The organism is Shewanella litorisediminis (assembly GCF_016834455.1).
Classification (GTDB): Bacteria; Pseudomonadota; Gammaproteobacteria; order Enterobacterales; family Shewanellaceae; genus Shewanella; species Shewanella litorisediminis.
The window spans coordinates 1,868,406-1,887,241 of record NZ_CP069213.1 but is presented as its reverse complement, the minus strand read 5'-3'; the positions used below and the strand labels follow the sequence as shown (position 1 = coordinate 1,887,241).

21 protein-coding genes and 1 pseudogene are annotated in these 18,836 nt (G+C 50.4%); 10 read left to right on the top strand and 12 right to left on the bottom strand.

What is annotated here, in order from left to right; genetic code table 11:
- The first annotated feature begins 17 nt into the window (after positions 1-17).
- From JQC75_RS08210 to JQC75_RS08180, 7 genes are all read left to right on the top strand, one after another.
- Positions 18-1,199: a porin family protein gene (locus JQC75_RS08210; RefSeq protein WP_203326907.1), complete on the top strand. Its 1,182-nt coding sequence runs from the start codon at positions 18-20 to the stop codon at positions 1,197-1,199.
- Between the two features lie 12 nt (positions 1,200-1,211).
- Entirely contained in the window at positions 1,212-1,625 is a 414-nt protein-coding gene (locus tag JQC75_RS08205; protein ID WP_203326906.1) for a type 2 periplasmic-binding domain-containing protein, read from the top strand.
- 160 nt (positions 1,626-1,785) lie between these two features.
- Positions 1,786-2,403 (top strand): carbonate dehydratase, encoded by a 618-nt coding sequence (gene can, locus JQC75_RS08200; RefSeq protein WP_203326905.1) that lies wholly within the window; start codon positions 1,786-1,788, stop codon positions 2,401-2,403.
- A 144-nt stretch (positions 2,404-2,547) separates the two neighbouring features.
- The gene (gene kdnA, locus JQC75_RS08195; RefSeq protein WP_203326904.1) at positions 2,548-3,735 is read left to right on the top strand and encodes an 8-amino-3,8-dideoxy-alpha-D-manno-octulosonate transaminase KdnA; all 1,188 of its coding nucleotides are present in this window, start codon (positions 2,548-2,550) and stop codon (positions 3,733-3,735) included.
- A gap of 19 nt (positions 3,736-3,754) precedes the next feature.
- The gene (gene kdnB, locus JQC75_RS08190; protein WP_203326903.1) at positions 3,755-4,825 is read left to right on the top strand and encodes a 3-deoxy-alpha-D-manno-octulosonate 8-oxidase KdnB; all 1,071 of its coding nucleotides are present in this window, start codon (positions 3,755-3,757) and stop codon (positions 4,823-4,825) included.
- Positions 4,826-4,880: 55 nt separating this feature from the next.
- Positions 4,881-5,618: an 8-amino-3,8-dideoxy-manno-octulosonate cytidylyltransferase KdsB gene (kdsB, locus tag JQC75_RS08185; protein ID WP_203326902.1), complete on the top strand. Its 738-nt coding sequence runs from the start codon at positions 4,881-4,883 to the stop codon at positions 5,616-5,618.
- Between the two features lie 14 nt (positions 5,619-5,632).
- Positions 5,633-5,920, top strand: coding sequence for a DUF2897 family protein (locus JQC75_RS08180; protein WP_239002143.1), 288 nt, complete (start codon positions 5,633-5,635; stop codon positions 5,918-5,920).
- 270 nt (positions 5,921-6,190) lie between these two features.
- Here the strand turns inward: JQC75_RS08180 and JQC75_RS08175 are convergent, their stop codons facing one another.
- From JQC75_RS08175 to JQC75_RS08155, 5 genes are all read right to left on the bottom strand, one after another.
- Positions 6,191-6,592 carry an SHOCT domain-containing protein gene (locus tag JQC75_RS08175; RefSeq protein WP_203326901.1) on the bottom strand — a complete coding sequence of 134 codons (402 nt, stop codon included), beginning with the start codon at positions 6,590-6,592 and terminating at the stop codon, positions 6,191-6,193.
- A gap of 95 nt (positions 6,593-6,687) precedes the next feature.
- The gene (locus JQC75_RS08170) at positions 6,688-7,002 is read right to left on the bottom strand and encodes a hypothetical protein (RefSeq protein ID WP_203326900.1); all 315 of its coding nucleotides are present in this window, start codon (positions 7,000-7,002) and stop codon (positions 6,688-6,690) included.
- A 78-nt stretch (positions 7,003-7,080) separates the two neighbouring features.
- Complete coding sequence (locus JQC75_RS08165; RefSeq protein WP_203326899.1) at positions 7,081-7,485, bottom strand: hypothetical protein; 405 nt, start codon at positions 7,483-7,485, stop codon at positions 7,081-7,083.
- A 98-nt stretch (positions 7,486-7,583) separates the two neighbouring features.
- The gene (locus JQC75_RS08160) at positions 7,584-8,027 is read right to left on the bottom strand and encodes a hypothetical protein (RefSeq protein ID WP_203326898.1); all 444 of its coding nucleotides are present in this window, start codon (positions 8,025-8,027) and stop codon (positions 7,584-7,586) included.
- 103 nt (positions 8,028-8,130) lie between these two features.
- A complete protein-coding gene (locus tag JQC75_RS08155) occupies positions 8,131-8,475 on the bottom strand; it encodes a DUF6694 family lipoprotein (RefSeq protein ID WP_203326897.1) in 345 nt (114 codons plus the stop codon).
- A 479-nt stretch (positions 8,476-8,954) separates the two neighbouring features.
- Here JQC75_RS08155 and JQC75_RS08150 point away from each other — a divergent pair, with 479 nt between their 5' ends.
- Entirely contained in the window at positions 8,955-9,872 is a 918-nt protein-coding gene (locus JQC75_RS08150) for an IS5 family transposase (RefSeq protein WP_203323908.1), read from the top strand.
- A 156-nt stretch (positions 9,873-10,028) separates the two neighbouring features.
- Here JQC75_RS08150 and JQC75_RS08145 read toward each other — a convergent pair whose 3' ends face one another.
- The 4 genes from JQC75_RS08145 to JQC75_RS08130 form a co-directional block, all read right to left on the bottom strand.
- On the bottom strand, positions 10,029-10,334 hold the full coding sequence (locus JQC75_RS08145) for a hypothetical protein (protein WP_203326896.1): 306 nt from the start codon (positions 10,332-10,334) through the stop codon (positions 10,029-10,031).
- A gap of 125 nt (positions 10,335-10,459) precedes the next feature.
- Positions 10,460-10,825 carry a hypothetical protein gene (locus tag JQC75_RS08140; RefSeq protein ID WP_203326895.1) on the bottom strand — a complete coding sequence of 122 codons (366 nt, stop codon included), beginning with the start codon at positions 10,823-10,825 and terminating at the stop codon, positions 10,460-10,462.
- Between the two features lie 89 nt (positions 10,826-10,914).
- A complete protein-coding gene (locus JQC75_RS08135; RefSeq protein ID WP_203326894.1) occupies positions 10,915-11,262 on the bottom strand; it encodes a hypothetical protein in 348 nt (115 codons plus the stop codon).
- Positions 11,263-11,349: 87 nt separating this feature from the next.
- A complete protein-coding gene (locus JQC75_RS08130) occupies positions 11,350-11,934 on the bottom strand; it encodes an MltR family transcriptional regulator (protein ID WP_203326893.1) in 585 nt (194 codons plus the stop codon).
- Positions 11,935-12,265: 331 nt separating this feature from the next.
- Between JQC75_RS08130 and JQC75_RS18895 the strand changes: the two are divergent.
- Positions 12,266-13,310: pseudogene (locus tag JQC75_RS18895) on the top strand (integron integrase).
- A gap of 370 nt (positions 13,311-13,680) precedes the next feature.
- Here the strand turns inward: JQC75_RS18895 and JQC75_RS08115 are convergent.
- Positions 13,681-15,693, bottom strand: coding sequence for a urocanate hydratase (locus tag JQC75_RS08115; protein WP_203326892.1), 2,013 nt, complete (start codon positions 15,691-15,693; stop codon positions 13,681-13,683).
- 15 nt (positions 15,694-15,708) lie between these two features.
- Positions 15,709-17,202: a histidine ammonia-lyase gene (gene hutH, locus JQC75_RS08110; protein WP_203326891.1), complete on the bottom strand. Its 1,494-nt coding sequence runs from the start codon at positions 17,200-17,202 to the stop codon at positions 15,709-15,711.
- Between the two features lie 210 nt (positions 17,203-17,412).
- On the opposite strand from hutH, the gene JQC75_RS08105 reads away from it, so the two are divergent.
- Complete coding sequence (locus JQC75_RS08105) at positions 17,413-18,303, top strand: LysR family transcriptional regulator (protein ID WP_203326890.1); 891 nt, start codon at positions 17,413-17,415, stop codon at positions 18,301-18,303.
- A gap of 90 nt (positions 18,304-18,393) precedes the next feature.
- Here the strand turns inward: JQC75_RS08105 and JQC75_RS08100 are convergent, their stop codons facing one another.
- A complete protein-coding gene (locus tag JQC75_RS08100) occupies positions 18,394-18,822 on the bottom strand; it encodes an Lrp/AsnC family transcriptional regulator (RefSeq protein ID WP_203326889.1) in 429 nt (142 codons plus the stop codon).
- Positions 18,823-18,836: the final 14 nt, after the last annotated feature.

The following is an 18,836-nucleotide window of genomic DNA, read 5'->3' as shown; positions in this document are numbered from 1 at the left end:
CATAAGGACCCCAAGTCATGAGAATAAGTACAGTCGCAGCGACCATTGCTGTCCTGATGGCGGCCCCGGCCGCATGGGCAGAGATTCAAATCAATGGATTTGCCTCCATCGTTGCTGGCAGCAGCCTTGACGATGACGAATCCCTCTACGGGTACGACAGTGAAATCGACTTCAACCAAAATACCAAGTTCGCCATTCAGGTAGCGGCAGATCTTGGCGGTGGACTTCGCGCCACAGCACAACTGCTATCCCGGGGGCGGGATGACTATGATGTCGAATTTGAATGGGCATACCTGTCATACGACATCACAGATAACCTGATGCTGATGGCCGGGAGGCAAAGATTCAATCTTTACAAGTACTCGGATTACATCGATGTGGGCTTTGCCTATCACTGGATAATACCGCCACAGGGAGTGTATTCACTGCCCTTCAGCAGCGGTGAGGGTGTGGGTTTGGTTTACTCCACCCTCTGGGGTGATACAGACGTGGGAGTTACCTACAAATACATCACTTCTTCCATTGATGACTATATTCCCTCAGGCACCAATGTAGACGCTGCGCCTTATTCGGCTAAAGGGCATATTCTCAATCTTAACTTTACCACCGGAGATTTTGAGTACGGCCTGAATCTGGGTTATGTGTCTGACCTCAGTTACGAATACCCCGATCTGATTGCATTGGCCGCTGCGGTGAATGCAACGGGGCTTTTCCCGGCACAAGCCAGCGATGACATACTCCCCATAGACGATTCTGCCTCCATCATAGGCGTGCACGCCAAATACGATCCGGGCAGTTGGTTTGTCCTTGCCGAGTACACCAGCATTGACCTCGACCCCAGCGCTTTTGCCCTGCAGGATTCAGCCTTCGTATCCGGCGGCATTCGCTTTGGCGCTTTCACACTGCACGCCACCTATGGCTGGGATGAAAACAAACCCCAGTACGACGCACTGGATGCGATGCTGCCCGTATATAACGCCCTGCCGCCCACGGCACAGCCACAAGTGGCGCCCCTGATTGGTCTGACACAAATGGCGCTCGAAACCCAACAGCAGGATAGCTACTACTACACCCTCGGCATGCGATGGGATTTTCACAGCTCAGCAGCCTTTAAGGTGGAATACACGGCCTTTACCAACGACAAAGGCCCGGCCACCGATGGGCAGGTACTGTTAATGGGCGTAGACCTGGTCTTTTAAGGAGGCTCTATCATGAAATTACTCTCTGCATTATGCGCCTGTGCCAGCCTGATGTTGTCTGCTAGTGCCATGGCCGAGGTGGTAGTTGTGGTGCATCCCAGTAATGGCGTCACCATGGACTCCGGTGATATCTCCCGGATTTATCTCGGTAAACTCAAAACGTTCCCCGGTGGTGGCCCTGTAGTCCCCCTGGATTTGAAAGAAGGCAGCAGTACCCGTACAGCCTTTGTCGACAAGGTGCTTGGGAAATCTGAAAGCCAGCTCAAAGCCTATTGGTCAAAACTGGTATTTTCCGGTCAGGGACAGCCCCCAAAATCGGTTGATGATGCCGAAATGCTGAATCTGGTGGCGTCCAATCCCAACATGATTGGCTTTGTGGATGCGGCTAACGTCAATGACACAGTGAAGGTGATTGCCCGTTTCTGAGGCGCATAAAACGACTGAAAAACAGGCGCCGAAGGGGGCCTGTTTTTTATTGGATTATCAGTATTTTCGGCTGGATCACAGCTTTTTACGATGGATTGACCAGCCACGGGAAAATTTCCTGATACACTAGCGCCGGATTTCGCCAAATTACGACAACAAGATGAAACTACTCAAACCCTTGTTCGACAATAACCGTCGATGGGCACAGCGCATCCTGCAGGAGAACCCGGGCTTTTTCGAAACCCTGGCCAAGCAGCAAAACCCCGAATACCTGTGGATTGGCTGCTCCGATAGCCGGGTTCCCTCTAATCAAATCATTGACTTGCTGCCGGGCGAAGTCTTTGTTCATCGTAATATCGCCAATATGGTGATCCACACCGACCTCAACTGCCTGTCGGTGCTTCAGTACGCCGTGGATGTGCTGCAGGTGAAACACATTATGGTGGTGGGACACTACGGCTGCGGCGGCGTGCGTGCCGCCATGGGCAGCGCGCGCCTTGGCCTTATCGATAACTGGCTTGGTCACCTTCGCGATATTCATCGCCTGCACAACGATGAGCTGGCAAACCTTGATGATCAGGCACGCTTTGACCGCCTGTGCGAGCTCAATGTGATTGAGCAGGTGGCCAATGTCAGCGATTCGAACATAGTGCAGGAAGCCTGGGCCCGGGGGCAGGAAGTCGCCATCCACGGTTGGATTTATGGCATTACCAACGGCCTGCTGACCGACCTTGATGTCACCGTCGACCGAGATACTTTTCTTGGCCTGAAAGGCTGAGTAAATCCACAGGCAGCCAGCGTGCTGCCTTTTTTGTTTTTTTTCGCCCTCCCCATCGCTATCACCTTGCCAACACAGGTATAATCTTCGGGTTTTTTCATTGCGCCAAAGGCGCCATGTGTAGAATTTAGGAGAATCACTTCCATGCCCGGTTTTGAAATTTTTGGTCCTGAAGAGAAGCAGGAAGTCGCAGATGTTATGGAGCACGGCTTTACCTTCCGTTACAACTTCGATGGCATGCGCAATGACCGTTGGAAAAGCCGCGACTTTGAAGCGCTCTTATGTGAGAAGCTGAATGTCAAACACGCTCACCTGCTCTCCAGCGGTACCAGTGCCCTCACCACCGCGCTGATGGCAGCCGGCATTGGTGCCGGTGATGAAGTGATTGTGCCCCCCTTTACCTTTGTGGCCTCTGTTGAAGCCATCATGATGGCGGGTGCCGTCCCTGTATTTGCCGAAATCGACGAGACCCTGTGTCTGTCGCCTGAAGGCATCCGCGCCGCCATTACCCCACGCACCAAGGCCGTTAACTTTGTCCACATGTGTGGTTCCATGGGCCACATGGCTGAAATCAAGGCCATCTGTGATGAGCACGGTATTATTCTGATGGAAGATGCCTGTCAGGCCATCGGCGGCAGTTACCACGGCCAGGCGCTGGGTACCATTGGCCAGGTAGGTTGCTATTCTTTCGACTCAGTGAAAACCATTTCCTGTGGTGAAGGCGGCGCCGTAGTGACCAACGACGAAACCATCTACAACCACAGCCACATGTTCTCTGACCACGGCCACGACCATATCGGTAACGACAGAGGCGCCGAGAAGCACCCCATCATGGGCATGAACTTCCGCATCAGCGAAATGAACGCCGCTCTGGGTCTGGCGCAGCTGCGTAAACTCGACACCATCCTCGACATTCAGCGTAAAAACAAAAAGCTGATTAAAGATGCCATGGCCGAGATTGCCGACGTCAGCTTCCGTGTTATTCCTGACCCAGAGGGCGATAACGCAGGCTTCCTGTCGTTTATGTTGCCCACCGAAGAACGCGCGCAGGAAATCAGCAAGGCCCTGGCTGCCAACGGCGTTGATGGCTGCTTCTACTGGTATGTGAACAACTGGCACTACCTGAAGAACTGGGATCACATCCACAACCTGAGTGCCCCGGCTGCCCTGCCCATCACTTTGGTGGCCGACAAGCCTGACTACACCCAGATTTCTGTACCCAAATCTGACGCCATCATGAGCCGCACCATTTCCATGCTCATCAAGCTCAGCTGGACTGAAGAACAGATCCAGGAACGTATTGCCAACATCAAGAAGGCCTTTGCCCAATAATAGACGGGAGTCTTTTGCAATGAAGTTCAGAAATTTCAAAGCTGTACCTAAGATGATCTTCGGTCGCGGCGCATTTAACCAGCTCGACGAAGTACTGGCCGCCGAGCGCAAGAACGATGACGATTTCGTGGTGTTTCTGGTGGACGACGTGCATCAGGGCAAACCACTGGAAAGCCGTATCCCGGTCAAGCCACAAGACAAGCTGATTTGGGTGAACGTAGACGAAGAGCCTTCTACCGAGCAGGTTGATGCCCTCACCGAAGAAGTGCAGGCCTTCAACAGCAAACTGCCCGTAAGCGTAGTGGGCCTGGGCGGCGGTTCTACCATGGATTTGGCCAAGGCCGTATCCCTGATGCTCACCAACCCAGGTGGCTCTGCCATGTATCAGGGTTGGGATCTGATTAAGGTGGCTGCCGTACATCACATTGGTATTCCAACCATTTCCGGTACCGGCGCCGAAGCCTCCCGCACTGCCGTGCTGTGTGGCCCTGAGCGTAAGCTGGGTCTGAACTCAGACTTCACCGTATTCGACCAGATCATTATGGATCCTGAGCTCATTGCCGGTGTGCCTGTTGATCAGTGGTTCTACACAGGTATGGATTGCTACATCCACTGCATCGAGTCGCTGGAAGGCACTTACCTGAACGAATACTCCAAGGCCTTCGGTGAGAAATCACTGGAGCTGTGCCGTCAGGTGTATCTGGATGACCACCCGGAAAAAGACGACAAGCTGATGATGGCCTCTTACATGGGCGGCATGTCCATCGCTTACAGCCAGGTGGGTGCCTGTCACGCCCTGTCTTATGGCCTGGGTTACGTGCTTGGCTATCACCACGGTATCGGCAACTGTATCGCCTTTAACGTGCTGGAAGAGTTTTATCCCGAAGGCGTGGCCGAATTCCGCACCATGATGGAAAAGCACAACATCACCCTGCCAAAAGACATCTGCAAAGATTTGCCAGATGAAACCATTGCTCGTATGGTTAAAGTGGCCAAGAGCCTCGGCCCACTGTGGCACAACGTGTACGGCGACGGTTGGGAAGAAAAAGTGACCGACGAGATGCTGACCAAGCTGTACCGTCGCATCTAGTCTTGTTTCCGGGCTCCTTCGGGAGCCCTGTTTGTTAGAGTCCAGGAATTTTTCGATGAACGTGACCCTGCTGATCCCTGCCCGCTACGGCTCCAGCCGTTTTCCCGGCAAGCCATTGGCTCCCATCAATGGCAAACCCATGATCCAGCACGTCTATGAGCGTGCGGCACTGGCGAAGGGATTGAATGCCATCTACGTGGCCACGGACGATGAACGTATTAAGGCTGCCGTTGAATCCTTTAGCGGCAAAGTGGTAATGACAGGTGCCGATGCTGCATCGGGTACCGACCGTATCGAAGACGCCATCACCCAGCTGGGTTTGGCCGACGATGATTTGGTGATTAACCTTCAGGGCGATCAGCCCCTGATTGACCCTATCTCCATCGAGCAGATTGTCGAGCTGTTCCGCCGCCATCCCGGTGAGTTTGAAATGGCCACCCTGGGTTACCAGATAAGCGACAAGGCCGAGCTCGACGATCCCAAGCACGTGAAGATGGTGTTCGACAACGACATGTATGCGCTTTACTTCTCCCGTGCCCGCATTCCTTTCGGCCGTGACGTAAGCGAATACCCTGTGTACAAGCATTTGGGTGTGTATGCCTACACCCGCCGTTTTGTGCACACCTTCAACAGCCTGCCCCTGGGCCGCCTGGAAGATCTTGAAAAGCTCGAGCAGCTGCGTGCCCTCGAGTACGGTCACAGGATTAAAGTTGCCATCAGCGCCTTTGATTCACCGGAAGTGGATACCCCAGAGGATATCCGCCGCTGTGAAAATCGTCTGAAGGTAGACTGATGAACGCGTCCGGCATGTCGAATCTGGAAGTCTGGCTCATCATCCTGTTGGTGATTGGGGTGATTTTGTCAAACATCGCCGTACTCAAGTACAGCGCCAAGTTCAAAATGCCCCAGTTTGGCGCCCCAAAAAAACCGGCGGATAACAAATCCAAGGTTGCTGCAGATGGCACGGGTGATGATTCAGCCGCATCCGGGGCTGGTGCCAAATCCGCCAACGCTGCCAAAGCTACTGCCAAAGCGACGGCCAAAAGTACGCCAAACGCCGACAGCCAAACGCCGCCAGAGAGCAAACCCGATTAGCAGGGTTTACTGTGCCATGCCAATATAAGGCCAATAAAAAGCCAATAAAAAACGCCCCGTTCATGGGGCGTTTTTGTTCTCTCTTACTCCGACCAGTCTCACCTACACCGCTGCTTGTTGCGCCGGGAGATAACTGCACGGTAGAACAAACGCCCTGCCAGATAAGCTGATAAAACCAAACATGGAAACGGGGCAAAGGCTCATCACATAGCCCCCCCCAAGAAGGGACTTTTTTAAGCACAGCAATAAATATTGGCACTACCGGGAGTTTTAGCTACCCCAATCTCCGTCCAAAATATCCTTTCTTTTGGCCAAATATTCTTCCCTGGATAACAACCCATCGTTATACAGTTGTTCGACTTTTATAAGTCTGTCCGCATGGTCATTATTTGCTCTACTGACCGCAGATCCCGCTTCTCCTTTCAAATTCAAATTATGATCTGTCACCTTTTGATGAAGACTATTGTTTGAAAAAATAGAATTACGATATGCCTGATAACCCTGTGCTGCTACTACAAAGATCCATAAAATCATGAATACCTTGCCAAATGCAGGCATAGTAGAAAAATCAATCGCCATAAAAACAACAAGAAGCATACCGATGCTGACTATAAAGCCAATTGTGGCGTTGTATTTTGAGTCTTTTGTTTGAGATTTCCCTTCAATTTTCATTTCTTTATCCTCTACGTGACAACAGTAGCTAACGCCGCTCGCAGTGGCGAACGTTAGCGAGCACAGCACCGCAGGTGCAATGCTGACTTACCTTGTTAAGTGTTTGGTTCTGCACTGACTTGAATCCCTTTACCAGCATATATCCAGCCACTAATGCCAGCTTGAGTAACCTTAATTGCCATAAAGTCTTTACCATACCGAATTCGTTGAACGGAATAGCTTTGGTTAATTACCGTTTCAAATATCACTTTGCAATCCAGCTGATATTGATTACCACATTCCCAATCATCGTACGCAGCAACAGACTCAGTGACTTTCACAGACATACTTCGATCCTCGGCAATATCTGATAACAATATACCCAAGGCTACTAAGAAAACTATGACTGCTACACCGATGCTTGATTTCATAATGACACTTAACGCCGCCAGCAGCGGCCGAGTGAAACGAGGTCCAGCGACCAACGGGAGCGGTGCTGGCTGACTTTGTTAGTTAGTTTCATCTTCTTCATCTACGGGATAGCTAGACATACTAATCGAAACCCCACATTTAACCGCTAACTCAAGGAACGGTAATGACAAATCATATGTAGCGACGAACTGCTTTTCTTCTCCAACACCAAAGCCAATATCTATTTCAGCAGTCACACCATAATCTCTAAAATCAATTTTCTTAGCAGATAGCTCCAATAGTAGAGATGATAAGATTTCTATCATGTCCTTTGGCGAGTTACCATCGGGAATCGATACCTTAAAACCCGATTCAGAGAACGTTTTAGTCTTAGATATAGGGTCACCCTTTTTCCACTGGCTATACACTTCGAACGTGTAGTCTTCCCTTAATCTTTCCAAGTCCTCTAACTTTCCACAGACCCTAAGTATCGCGATATTCAATGACCAAAACTCCAATTTGCCAACTAACGCATTGCTAAGGGGCTGGCGCCACGCGCCAGTGCCACGGAGGCAGCCGAAGCTGGCGGAGTAAACTTGAGCTATTGGTTAGGCTTGCAACTCACGCCTACCTTGATCGAGCTGTCCAATTCCTTTAGTACACAGAGAACGTCTACATCTGTCGCTACACCTGGAAAGATTTTTGGGGCTTTTCCGGGTACGTAAACAATAAAGCCATACCCAGACAATTCCTCGCGGTATACGGAATGAACTCCGATTTCTGAAAAAGAGACCCTGTGCGCAAATGAAGCGACGAACTCTGCCCCAACATTATTGCTAAGATGTCCCTTAATCTCACCCGCGTAGTACTGATAATCATCTAAGAAGTCATAAAACCCTTCCGCTGCTTTTTCATTTTCTGTTATTTCCCATTCAGGGGTATAAAGAGCAACGATTGAAGACCCATTTAGCAACAGATTCTCTGGTGCTTCCTGTGCATTTGTAGCGTTAGAAAACGTCAACAGAATATATACGAGGTATTTCATGAGAGCCTAACGCTTTGCTAATGGGCTGCCGCAGCACAGCGTAGGCAGTACCGAGGAGGCCATGTTGTTTGAGGTCGGAACGAAATTAAGCAACTTGTTATATTTATTGCGTTGATACATCCAAGGAAACTTTGGTTGGTGATTTCGATGCCAGCTCCATTACTTCCTTATAGGTTAGCCCATCGAGTTTTTTACTCAAAATAAAGTAATTGGTCGATTCCATTGTGGGATCTCCAATAAAGTCTTTTACACCTGTGACATCCGAAAACTGGATTGCGAGCAAAGCCATCGAAAACTCTAATTTTTTTCTGTCTGGCAATTTTTTTAACATATAACTGATATCGCTTTGAATAGACTCCTCGGTGCTGCCGTCAAAGGTAAATTCGTCCTTAGTACTGGCACAGCCTATTAGAGTGATGATTGCAATTGTTAAAACTAGAGATCTCATATTCTTCCTTAAATATAACATTTCACATAAGGGGCGCCGCGGTAGCGGCGTCCCCGCGAATGAGAGTGAGCGATCTTGATATGCTTGTTAGGGCTTTTTATATAAGCCTAACCCGCATATAGAGCAACAACGCTTAGCACCAATTTCTGCCACTTGATGAGACAGCCAAGCAACTCCGCACCTGGGGCAAGGCCAGCGGACCACACGGAAGGCCGCCCAAACCCATAAACCACACCAAATTATTAATAATGTTTGTAGTGCATATTCTGCGTAGTTTGGTAACCAAACTTTGACTGCAATTGCGATTACTACAACTGCAGGAAAGCCGAGGATCAAGCCAAACGACGCAATAATGTTTCTTCGTCGATATTCCTTCCATTGCTCTGGCACTTCTTTAAGGCGTTGTTGATTAAATCTTTTTGAACCATTTCAGGCGCCGGTGATCAGATCTTTCAGCACAGACTGACAGAGTCATCATCATGGGTAAAGCCAAGCACAAAATCATTAACTGGCCTGAGTACAACCAGAGTTTGCGCAATCGCGGTTCATTGACCTTTTGGATGGATGACGCAGCCATTAAGGGCTGGTTATGCCATCAGCATCATGGTGGTCGGGGGCGCGGTTTTCAGTTTACTGACCATGCGATTGAAGTCGCTCTGATGCTGAAAAGCGTTTTTGGCTTGTCGTTGCGCGCCACAGAGGGGTTCATTAATTCCTTGTTTAAGCTGATGGATGTTCCCTTGACCTCACCGGACTATAGCTGCCTCAGCAAGCGAGCTAAAACCGTGAAAATTGCCTACCGATCGCCGAGTCATGGCGCGATTGCCCATGTCGTTATCGATGCCACAGGCTTGAAAATCTTTGGCGAAGGCGAATGGAAAATCCGTAAGCATGGCAAAGAAAAGCGCCGCGTTTGGCGCAAGCTGCATTTGGCCGTCGATGCCCAAACACATGCCATTATTGCGGCGGAAGTCAGTCTTGATAGCGTCGGCGACAATGAAGTGCTGGGCACCTTACTCAAGCCGCTGCGTCGTCGCATAGAGCAAGTCTCTGCCGATGGCGCATATGACACCAAAGCCTGCCACAAGCTACTTAAAAATAAAGGGATAAAAGCAGTGATACCGCCGAGGTCGAATGCGGGCTACTGGTCCAAAGACCATATTCGCAATGAGGCCGTGGATGCACTTAAAGCAGGTAGCTTATCTGACTGGAAGCAGCAACATCACTACGGTAAAAGGTCGCTGGCGGAAACCGCAATGTACCGATACAAACAGCTGATAAGCCCGACCCTGACGCTGCGAGACTACAACGCCCAGGTTGGCGAAGCCTTAGCTGGAGTTAAGGCCATGAACAAAATGCTGAGCTTGGGAATGCCTTCAAGGGGCGCTGGTCGTTAAACCAAGCAAGACCTTGGGGCAGTTGCTATCCGCGCAATGATTTGATCAACAACGCCCTTCTTTAAACATTGGCAGCCCTAACGCTCGCAGCACGGGAAAAATTGGATCGCAGCGGAAATTTTGTCCCAGAGCCTGCGATTGTTAGAGCAGACCATGCTACCCACCGAATGAACTTATGGTGTTTTGTACAAAAACAATAACAACCAACGCAAAAGCCATTAAACCCAGCACCACAGGCACTCCGACTATAATACGCAGGCCACTAGGCATACGCTTAAAGAACTGTGAACTCAATACGAATTCGCCTGTCGATTCCAATATCACCCAAGCAGGAAGACCTAAAAAGAACAAAGCTACCCAACCTAACAATGATTGAGGAATTGTGGGGTAAAAATGGATCACTAGAAATATCGCAATAAATCCGATTATCCCAATGACACTAAGTATTCCCTTGATGCTCATATTAGCTCTAACGCCCGCCCATGGGGAAAATATGCTTAGCTTATACTTTGGAACTAAGTGACAAAAAGGAAAGCGTGTTTTTTCCAACGAGTTTACGAGCGACATGAGGCGTTTGTTAGGTACACTTAGCCACTCACAAAAATTAAATAGCAAACGACAATAAAGCTAAGCACCGACATGACAGAACCTAGCCAATATAAATATTTACCTAAAGTGACAGCTTTATCCCCCTTACACACTTCCCATGTGCTTAAAACATAAGTCCCGGGAGCCGGATACTGCTTAGTTGCGATTGATTTTTTACCGTTAATAGCACTCCAAGTACAGAAAATAAAAATCACTAACCAAAGAATTTTTGTCATCGCTGTCCAGAAGGCTTTTTGTTCTGGCATAAACAACATGGCCAATAGATATAGAATTCCAATGATACTCAAAGTTAAGAAGTATGCTTTTAATCCTATGACTTTGTACTCAGGAGGAGAAACTTTCATCGTGTACCTAACGCTTTGCTAAGGGGCTGGCGCGACGCACCTGTCCCACGGAGCCAGCCTTGGCTGGCAGAGTAAACTTGAGCAACTGGTTAGGTTGCATTGTTAAGAGCACTCAATGTTAACTTGGCTTGCCCCATAATTTGAGCCCACGTTGTATTTGCAAGAAGATCATCAATAGTCAGATTTTCACCTAGCTCAGCGTCAAATTTTTGCCAAGTCTTGGTAAAACCCTCGAGGATCTCGATCTCTTTTGAGGTGAAAGCTTTCCTAAATAACGGGCTCTCTGGGTGCCAATCTCCAAACCACCACTCGTAAAATTCGTAAGCATAATTTGCGTAGGCCACATCTTCGGCAAATTCCCTTTGCTTCGTTTCTGAAGCAATAAATTCAACTAGGTCTGTTCGCGACAATCTGAATTGGTGAGTTACATCGTCCATTTGCACCCTAACGCCCACAACAGCGGCTAATTAAAGCCGCTAGGCTTTTATTAGTCCTGTTGCTTGTGCTTGTTATGGCTTGTAGCCTCATTTATCTTTGCCTTTTGCCATGACCATTACTGGAACACCTTCAGGTGGTAGCTCATCTTCGACTGAACGCCACCTTACTTCATCAGCAGTTACCCAAGTTTTAGATTCTCTTCTCTCTTTCTCTACCCAAGCAGGCCTATAATAGAGTCGCAAGACAATACACACAATTGCATTAGTAAATCTAAACCTTGGGTCATTAGTTGGGTAGTTAGAACCTTCTGGTAAGTCAGATTTTAAACTTGAGCAGAATCCTTTGATTTTTTCTGTTTGAAATGAAAGCCCATGCTTTGCATGTGCAAATTCATTTCTTACTTTACGAATTAAACTTATTTCTTGGTACTCGAACTCATCTATTAGACCCAATGCAAAACAAGTTTCAATTTTAGAAGAGAATGTACCTAAAGGAGCATTGCCTTCGGTAAGTAACCTTTTAGAAGACTTACCCTCTATAAAAAATGCCTGTAGTGTTTCAAGTAGCTTTTCATCAATTAGTGCAGCGCCAACTAAAGGGAGGCCTCTATCAGTTTCTTTTCTTAGCTCTTCAACAAACTTCGCTAAGTCTTCTGCATGCTCTAATCTCATCTGAGCTCAATTCTCCATGTGGCCATAACATTTTAATAATGAGAATGCTCATTTAGCACCTCTGACCAGTGTAAAACGAGCATATGAATTATTTTAATAATTAACACGTTACGTCATTTTGTCCAGATAAATTTACGATGAAAATGAGCATTCTTGTTATCTCACTGGATGCAGCACACTATCTCGCGATAACAAATCAGTAACCTGCTGATTTACCGAACAATAATATTCTCACTGGTTGGTTAACCGGACTGCTTATCGGATCAATTCTGACTTGAAATCGCGAAAATCTCGATAATACTGTACTTATATACAGCATTTGGAGGTTGCCATGAGTAAGAGTCCCTTTCTTCGCGCTGTTAGAGATGATATGCGTCTACGCGGATATAGCATACGCACTGAACATGCTTATCTGCATTGGATCAAGCGCTACATTCTCTTTAACCATAAGCGCCATCCGGAAACCCTTGGAAAAGAAGAGATCGCGGCATTTTTAACTTATCTTGCGGTTGAACGCCATGTTGCTATTAATACGCAAAAAGTGGCGTTGAATGCTTTGGCGTTTTTATACCAAAAGTTTTTGCGTATCGAGCTGGGTGACCTCGGCTTTTCTCTGGCGACCAAGCAAAGGCGTTTGCCTGTGGTGCTGTCGGCAGCGCAAGTCGCGCAAATTATTGCTGAACTTGATGGGGCAGCATCTCAGATTGTTCAAATGCTTTACGGCAGCGGCTTGCGTGTTTCCGAGTGTCTACGTCTGCGGGTCCAGGATGTGGATCTAGACAGACTATGTGTTACGGTGCGCGACGGCAAAGGGAATAAAGATCGGCAAACCTTGCTCGCGGCATCCTGTATCCCATGGCTGCAATTGCGGATATCCAACAGTATTGCCATTCAGCAAAAAGATAATGCGCTTGGGGTTGGTCCCTCTTTGCCCCATGCACTTGGGCGCAAATATCCTTCCGCTTTTCGCAGCCCTGCTTGGATGTTTATTTTTCCGAGCACGACGCTGTGTGCACATCCCGTAACAGGTGAACTGTGTCGTCACCATTTACATGAAAGCTTGGTGCGAAAGGCGCTCTCCATTGCTGGACAAAAAATTGGACTCTGTAAAAAAATCAGCTGCCACACGTTTCGACATTCATTTATAAAATACTTCCCTGTATTTTCCCCTTCGGGCCAGCGGAGCTGTTCAAATTCAGTCCCGCTGAATTTGTGCCACTCATCTTTTGCAGGCAGGCTACGATATCCGTACCGTGCAGGAATTGCTTGGCCATAATGACGACTCTTTTCAATAAGAAAGTACCACGCAGATTTATACCCATGTTCTGGGCCAGCATTATGCTGGGACTGTGAGTCCGTTGGACAGATTAAGCTGATGATGAAATAGGGTGGCCCGGACTCAGGAAGGCACCAACCATATAGCGGTTCAGCACATAATTGGCATGGCTACCGCAGGGGCGAAGTGAGTACATCGTCCATAATTACCCTCTGAGACATCCTGTTAAACCGCATCTTCTCAGAATCGACTCATGTTATGCAAGTGTTATAAATCAAGTCATTAACCATTCATCTATGTTCAAACTGCCTACACACCCAGATGCTGTTTGGCGTTATCCGATGTTTTCCGTTCAGTGCACGGCCAAATAAAAAACGCCCCGCAGGGCGTTTTTTATTCGCTATGAGCGTGATCTTGCCGGGTAACCACTCAGCGCTCACGGTTGGATAGTGCAACAGCCTTACCCAAGCTTAAAACTCAAGCCCATTGATGATGTCGTCATCGACGCGATTGGCCAGGGTCACCTTAAGCTTTGGCGTGCGGGCCATTTCCCGTTTGATGGCGAAGTTTGCTTCTTCGTTGCGGGCCCAGCTGCGACGGGCAATGCCGTTATTTACATCAAACAGCAGCATCGACTTTAAGCGGCGCTCGGCGGCTTCTGTGCCATCCAGCAGCATGCCGAAGCCACCGTTGATCACTTCGCCCCAACCTACCCCGCCGCCGTTGTGGATGGATACCCAGGTGGCGCCGCGGAAGCTGTCGCCAATCACGTTATGAATGGCCATATCGGCGGTAAAGCGACTGCCATCATAGATGTTGGAGGTTTCGCGAAACGGTGAGTCTGTGCCGCTCACGTCGTGATGGTCACGGCCCAGTACCACGGGGCCGATTTCACCGCGGCTAATGGCATCGTTAAAGGCCTTGGCAATTTCCATCCGGCCTTCGGCATCGGCATAGAGAATACGCGCCTGAGAACCCACCACCAGCTTGTTTTCTTTGGCGTCTTTAATCCAGGTGATGTTGTCCTGCATCTGCTGCTGAATTTCTTCCGGAGCCGTTGCCATAATCCGCTCCAGCACGTCGGCGGCGATGGCATCGGTGCGGTCGAGATCGGCGCTGTTGCCGGAAGTACACACCCAGCGGAACGGGCCAAAGCCGTAGTCGAAGCACATGGGCCCCAGAATGTCCTGCACGTAGGATGGGTACTTGAAGTCGATGCCGTTGGCTGCCATCACATCACCACCGGCGCGGGAGGCTTCCAGCAAAAAGGCGTTGCCGTAATCGAAGAAGTAAGTGCCTTTGGCGGTGTGGCGGTTGATGGCGTCGGCATGGCGCTTGAGCGTGGCCTGTACCTTGGCTTTAAACAGCTCAGGCTCTTCGCGGATGAGGCGATTGGACTCATCGTAGCTGATATCCACCGGGTAGTAGCCGCCGGACCAGGGGTTGTGAAGGGATGTTTGGTCTGAGCCAAGATGAACAAAAATATCATGCTCGTCAAAGGCTTCCCATACGTTTACCACATTACCGATAAAGGCGATGGACACCACTTCTTCGTTGGCCTGGGCCTGTTTTACCCGGGCAATCAGCGCATCCATATTATCGATAAGCTCATCCACCCAGCCCTGCTCGTGGCGCTTGGTGGCAGCCTTGGGGTTCACCTCGGCACACACGGTGATACAACCGGCGATGTTACCCGCCTTGGGCTGAGCACCGCTCATGCCGCCAAGACCGGCGGTAAGGAAAATCTTACCCTTGGGGCTGTCGCCCTTTTCCAGCACCTTACGGAAACCGTTCATCACAGTGATGGTAGTACCGTGCACAATGCCCTGGGGGCCAATGTACATAAAGGAGCCTGCGGTCATCTGGCCGTATTGGGTTACGCCCAGCGCGTTAAAACGCTCCCAGTCGTCAGGCTTGGAGTAATTGGGGATCATCATGCCGTTGGTTACCACTACCCGCGGCGCATCCACTGACGATGGGAACAGCCCCATGGGGTGGCCCGAGTAGAGGTGCAGGGTCTGATCCGCCTCCATCTCGCTTAAGTACTTCATGGTCAGACGATACTGAGCCCAGTTCTGGAACACAGCACCGTTGCCGCCGTAGGTAATCAGCTCTTCAGGGTGCTGGGCCACGGCCGGATCCAGGTTGTTGTCAACCATCAGCATGATGGCGGCCGCCTGCTCGCATTTGGCCGGATAATCGGAAATGGCGCGGGCCTTCATGGCGTATTCAGGCTTGAAGCGGTACATGTAGATACGGCCAAAGTCATTGAGTTCTTTGGCAAACTCTACCGCCAGCTCCTGGTGCCACTCGGCGGGAAAATAACGCAGCGCGTTACGCACCGCCAGCTGTTTTTCGGCCGGGGTGAGAATGTCTTTGCGCTTGGGCGCACGGTTGGCCCCTTCCGGATAGGGCTTTGGCGCAGGCAGCTCGCTTGGGATCCCCTGCTGGATTTGTGCCTGGAAAGTCATCTGAGTATCCATTCTGTGGTGCCTCCCTCAGTTCACAATAAAGGCCTGGGCTTTCACCAGGGCGATGATGGCGTCGATATCGGGCTTGAGCAATCTGTCTTCTTCAAGCTTGGCCACTTTAGCGCGAATAAGAGCATGGTTTTGCTCAATAATGTCAGAGCAGCGGTTGGGGCGGCGAAAATCAATGGCCTGCGCGGCATACATAAGCTCAATGGCGAAGATTTTCTCAAGGTTACCCAAGATCTGATTGAGCTTACGGCCGGAGATACTGCCCATGGACACATGGTCTTCCTGGCCCATGGAGGTAGGCACGCTGTCGGCCGATGGCGGGAAGCACAGGGATTTGTTTTCGGTAACCAGCGCCGCGGTCACGTACTGGGGGATCATCATGCCGGAGTTAAGGCCACCGGAGGTGGTCAAAAGGCGCGGCAGACCGTGCAGGCCTTCCAGCAGCAAATAGCAGCGTCGATCGGCAATGTTACCGAGTTCAGCCGCGGCAATGGAGGTGTAATCCAGCACCATGGCCAGAGGCTGGCCGTGGAAACCGCCACCGGAAATGGCTTCTTCGCTGCTGATGACAATCGGGTTGTCGGTCACCGAGTTCATCTCGATTTCGGCCAGTTCCTTCAAATGATTGAAGGCATTGCGTGAGGCGCCGTGTACCTGGGGAATACAGCGCAGTGAATATGGGTCCTGCACCCGATCGCAATCTTCATGGGAGGCCATGTTCTCGGAGCCCTCGAAGAACTTGCGCATACGGGCGGCCACTTCGATGTTGCCGGCAAAGGGGCGGATTTCGTGCAGCTCGGCACGAAACGGCGACTGACTGCCCTGCATGCCTTCAATGCTCATGGCACCGGCCATATCCGCCAAATCAAGCAGATACGCCATCTTGGTCAGCGCGGTAATGGCGTGGGACAAAATAAACTGGGTGCCGTTAATGAGCGCCAGGCCTTCTTTGGCATGCAGCTCAAGCGGTGCAAGGCCATTGGCCTTCAGGGCTTCGGCGGCAGAAATGTCGCCATCGCCATGCCAGAACTCACCTTCGCCAATCAGCGGCAAAAAGAGGTGCGATAAAGGGGCGAGATCGCCTGAGGCGCCCACAGAGCCCTGCTCCGGCACCACAGGAATGAGGTCGAGGGCGAGAAAGGCCAGCATGCGCTCAACCACTTCCAGGCGAATACCGGAGAAGCCCTGGCTCAGGGCGTGCACCTTGGTGATGAGCATCAGCCTGGAGATGGACTTGGCAATCGGTTCGCCCACGCCCACCGCATGGGTGATCAGCAGGTTTTTCTGCAGAAGATGGGTTTCGGCGGGTGAAATTTGGGTGTCGCACAGGGGGCCAAAGCCCGTGTTAATGCCGTAAATGGCCTTGTCGGATGCGGCCATCACATCCACGTTATGGCGGCTGGCGTTAATCTTGTCGATGGCTTGCTGACACAGCTCGGCCTGGATACTGCCGTTGGCAATGCCGTTTACGATTTCGAGAGTGAGATGGTCGACACCATATCTAAAACGCATCTTTGGCTCCTAACAATTTGTTTTATATTTTTATTTGTGGGTAAAACCCGTGGTTTACCCCTATTGTCCCCATGCTAGCTTGCCGATGAAGTTTTATAAATGCACAATAACCGTAACTCATTCCGGATTTATCGAACTATTATGTGGGGTGGTTTTTGCGATTCAAACCACTACATGGGTTCGATACACAGCCACCACAGGAAACTATAAGTGCAGGTTCATGACGTCGATTTAAAGCTGCTGAGGATATTTGTGGCCATTGTGGAGTGCGGCGGCCTGTCGGCGGCTGAGTCGCGGCTCAATATTGGCCGCTCCACCATCAGCGCTCACCTGTCGGATTTGGAAGTGCGTCTGGGCATTAAGCTGTGTAAGCGCGGCCGCAGCGGCTTTGAGCTCACTGAGTCTGGCCGGGTAACCTATCAGGCTTCGTTGGAGCTGCTGCAGCACTGCGACGCCTTCGCATCCACAGTGGCCAGCGCCAAGCAGGAGCTGGCGGGCCGGGCCAGCATTGCGGTGATTGATACCCTGGTGAGCGATCCCCGCTGTGACATTGCCGGAGTGATTGCGGCGCTCAAGGCCAAGAGCAGCCATATCCAGTTTGATATCAACGTGTGTGAGGCGCGGGAGGTGGAAACCTCGGTGGTCAACGGCCGCTCTTTGGTGGGGATTGGGGTAAGCCGTCATCATTTGCGCGGGCTCGACTATCACCCGCTCCATAACGAGACCAACTACTTATATTGCGGTGTGGGTCATCCACTGTTTGATTGCCACCCAGACAAGGTGCCTGCACTGCTGCAAAACGCCGAGGTTATCACCAGTAACTATATGCGCGACAAAGAGATGCGTAACGATGACCTTAACTATCAAAACACCGCCACCGCCTACCACGATGAAGGCATTGCCCATCTTATTCTGTCGGGCAAATTTATCGGCTACCTGCCGGAGCACTACGCCAGCCACTGGGTGGACAAGGGGCTGTTCAAAGCCATTTTGCCGGAGAAATACTCCTACCAAATCCCTGTGGTGCTTATCACCTCAAAAAGCATCGCCACGACTCCGCTGGCAACGGCGCTGATTGATGAGATAAAACGCCGCCATTAATCGATGGCCGAAATAGCCAGCCGAATCAGCGTACTCAGTAGCTAAACAACTCAATCGTCCAGGTTCAATCGTCCAGGTAGAGAACCGCCATCAACGCTTGAACTTGGTTTCCAGAATAACCGACGAGGTGGTGCGCTCTACCCCATCAAGATTACCAATATCATCCAGCAGGTGACTAAGCTGCTCTGTGGTTTGTGCCTGCACCACGGCAATCAGGTCGTACTCACCGCTGATAGCGTACAACTCACTTATCATGTGCATCTTCTTTAATTCCACATTGGTCTTGGTGGTGAATTTCTGCTTCACCTTAATCGCCACATGGGCCGACACCAGGTGGCTGGTATAAGCCTCACCCAGCTCTACGCCGTAGCCTTTTATCACGCCGGTTTGCTCCAGCCGGGCGATGCGGGTCTGCACGGTCGAGCGGGATAAATCCAGCGCACGGGCCAAGTCCGATACGCTGATGCGGGCATTGTTTTTCAGCAGCGCCAACAGACGCTCGTCCTCTTTGCTTATCATTTTGATAAATCATT

What these genes read in the sequence shown, in the direction of transcription:
- JQC75_RS08205 (WP_203326906.1), top strand. Translation starts at nt 1,212, where the DNA reads ATGAAATTACTCTCTGCATTATGCGCCTGTGCCAGCCTGATGTTGTCT.
- JQC75_RS08150 (WP_203323908.1), top strand. Translation starts at nt 8,955, where the DNA reads ATGGGTAAAGCCAAGCACAAAATCATTAACTGGCCTGAGTACAACCAG.
- JQC75_RS08170 (WP_203326900.1), bottom strand. Translation starts at nt 7,002, where the DNA reads ATGAAATCAAGCATCGGTGTAGCAGTCATAGTTTTCTTAGTAGCCTTG.
- JQC75_RS08180 (WP_239002143.1), top strand. Translation starts at nt 5,633, where the DNA reads ATGTCGAATCTGGAAGTCTGGCTCATCATCCTGTTGGTGATTGGGGTG.
- hutH (WP_203326891.1), bottom strand. Translation starts at nt 17,202, where the DNA reads ATGCGTTTTAGATATGGTGTCGACCATCTCACTCTCGAAATCGTAAAC.
- JQC75_RS08210 (WP_203326907.1), top strand. Translation starts at nt 18, where the DNA reads ATGAGAATAAGTACAGTCGCAGCGACCATTGCTGTCCTGATGGCGGCC.
- JQC75_RS08145 (WP_203326896.1), bottom strand. Translation starts at nt 10,334, where the DNA reads ATGAGCATCAAGGGAATACTTAGTGTCATTGGGATAATCGGATTTATT.
- JQC75_RS08130 (WP_203326893.1), bottom strand. Translation starts at nt 11,934, where the DNA reads ATGAGATTAGAGCATGCAGAAGACTTAGCGAAGTTTGTTGAAGAGCTA.
- JQC75_RS08135 (WP_203326894.1), bottom strand. Translation starts at nt 11,262, where the DNA reads ATGGACGATGTAACTCACCAATTCAGATTGTCGCGAACAGACCTAGTT.
- kdnB (WP_203326903.1), top strand. Translation starts at nt 3,755, where the DNA reads ATGAAGTTCAGAAATTTCAAAGCTGTACCTAAGATGATCTTCGGTCGC.
- kdsB (WP_203326902.1), top strand. Translation starts at nt 4,881, where the DNA reads ATGAACGTGACCCTGCTGATCCCTGCCCGCTACGGCTCCAGCCGTTTT.
- JQC75_RS08100 (WP_203326889.1), bottom strand. Translation starts at nt 18,822, where the DNA reads ATGATAAGCAAAGAGGACGAGCGTCTGTTGGCGCTGCTGAAAAACAAT.
- JQC75_RS08140 (WP_203326895.1), bottom strand. Translation starts at nt 10,825, where the DNA reads ATGAAAGTTTCTCCTCCTGAGTACAAAGTCATAGGATTAAAAGCATAC.
- JQC75_RS08160 (WP_203326898.1), bottom strand. Translation starts at nt 8,027, where the DNA reads ATGAAATACCTCGTATATATTCTGTTGACGTTTTCTAACGCTACAAAT.
- kdnA (WP_203326904.1), top strand. Translation starts at nt 2,548, where the DNA reads ATGCCCGGTTTTGAAATTTTTGGTCCTGAAGAGAAGCAGGAAGTCGCA.
- JQC75_RS08175 (WP_203326901.1), bottom strand. Translation starts at nt 6,592, where the DNA reads ATGAAAATTGAAGGGAAATCTCAAACAAAAGACTCAAAATACAACGCC.
- JQC75_RS08155 (WP_203326897.1), bottom strand. Translation starts at nt 8,475, where the DNA reads ATGAGATCTCTAGTTTTAACAATTGCAATCATCACTCTAATAGGCTGT.
- JQC75_RS08115 (WP_203326892.1), bottom strand. Translation starts at nt 15,693, where the DNA reads ATGGATACTCAGATGACTTTCCAGGCACAAATCCAGCAGGGGATCCCA.
- can (WP_203326905.1), top strand. Translation starts at nt 1,786, where the DNA reads ATGAAACTACTCAAACCCTTGTTCGACAATAACCGTCGATGGGCACAG.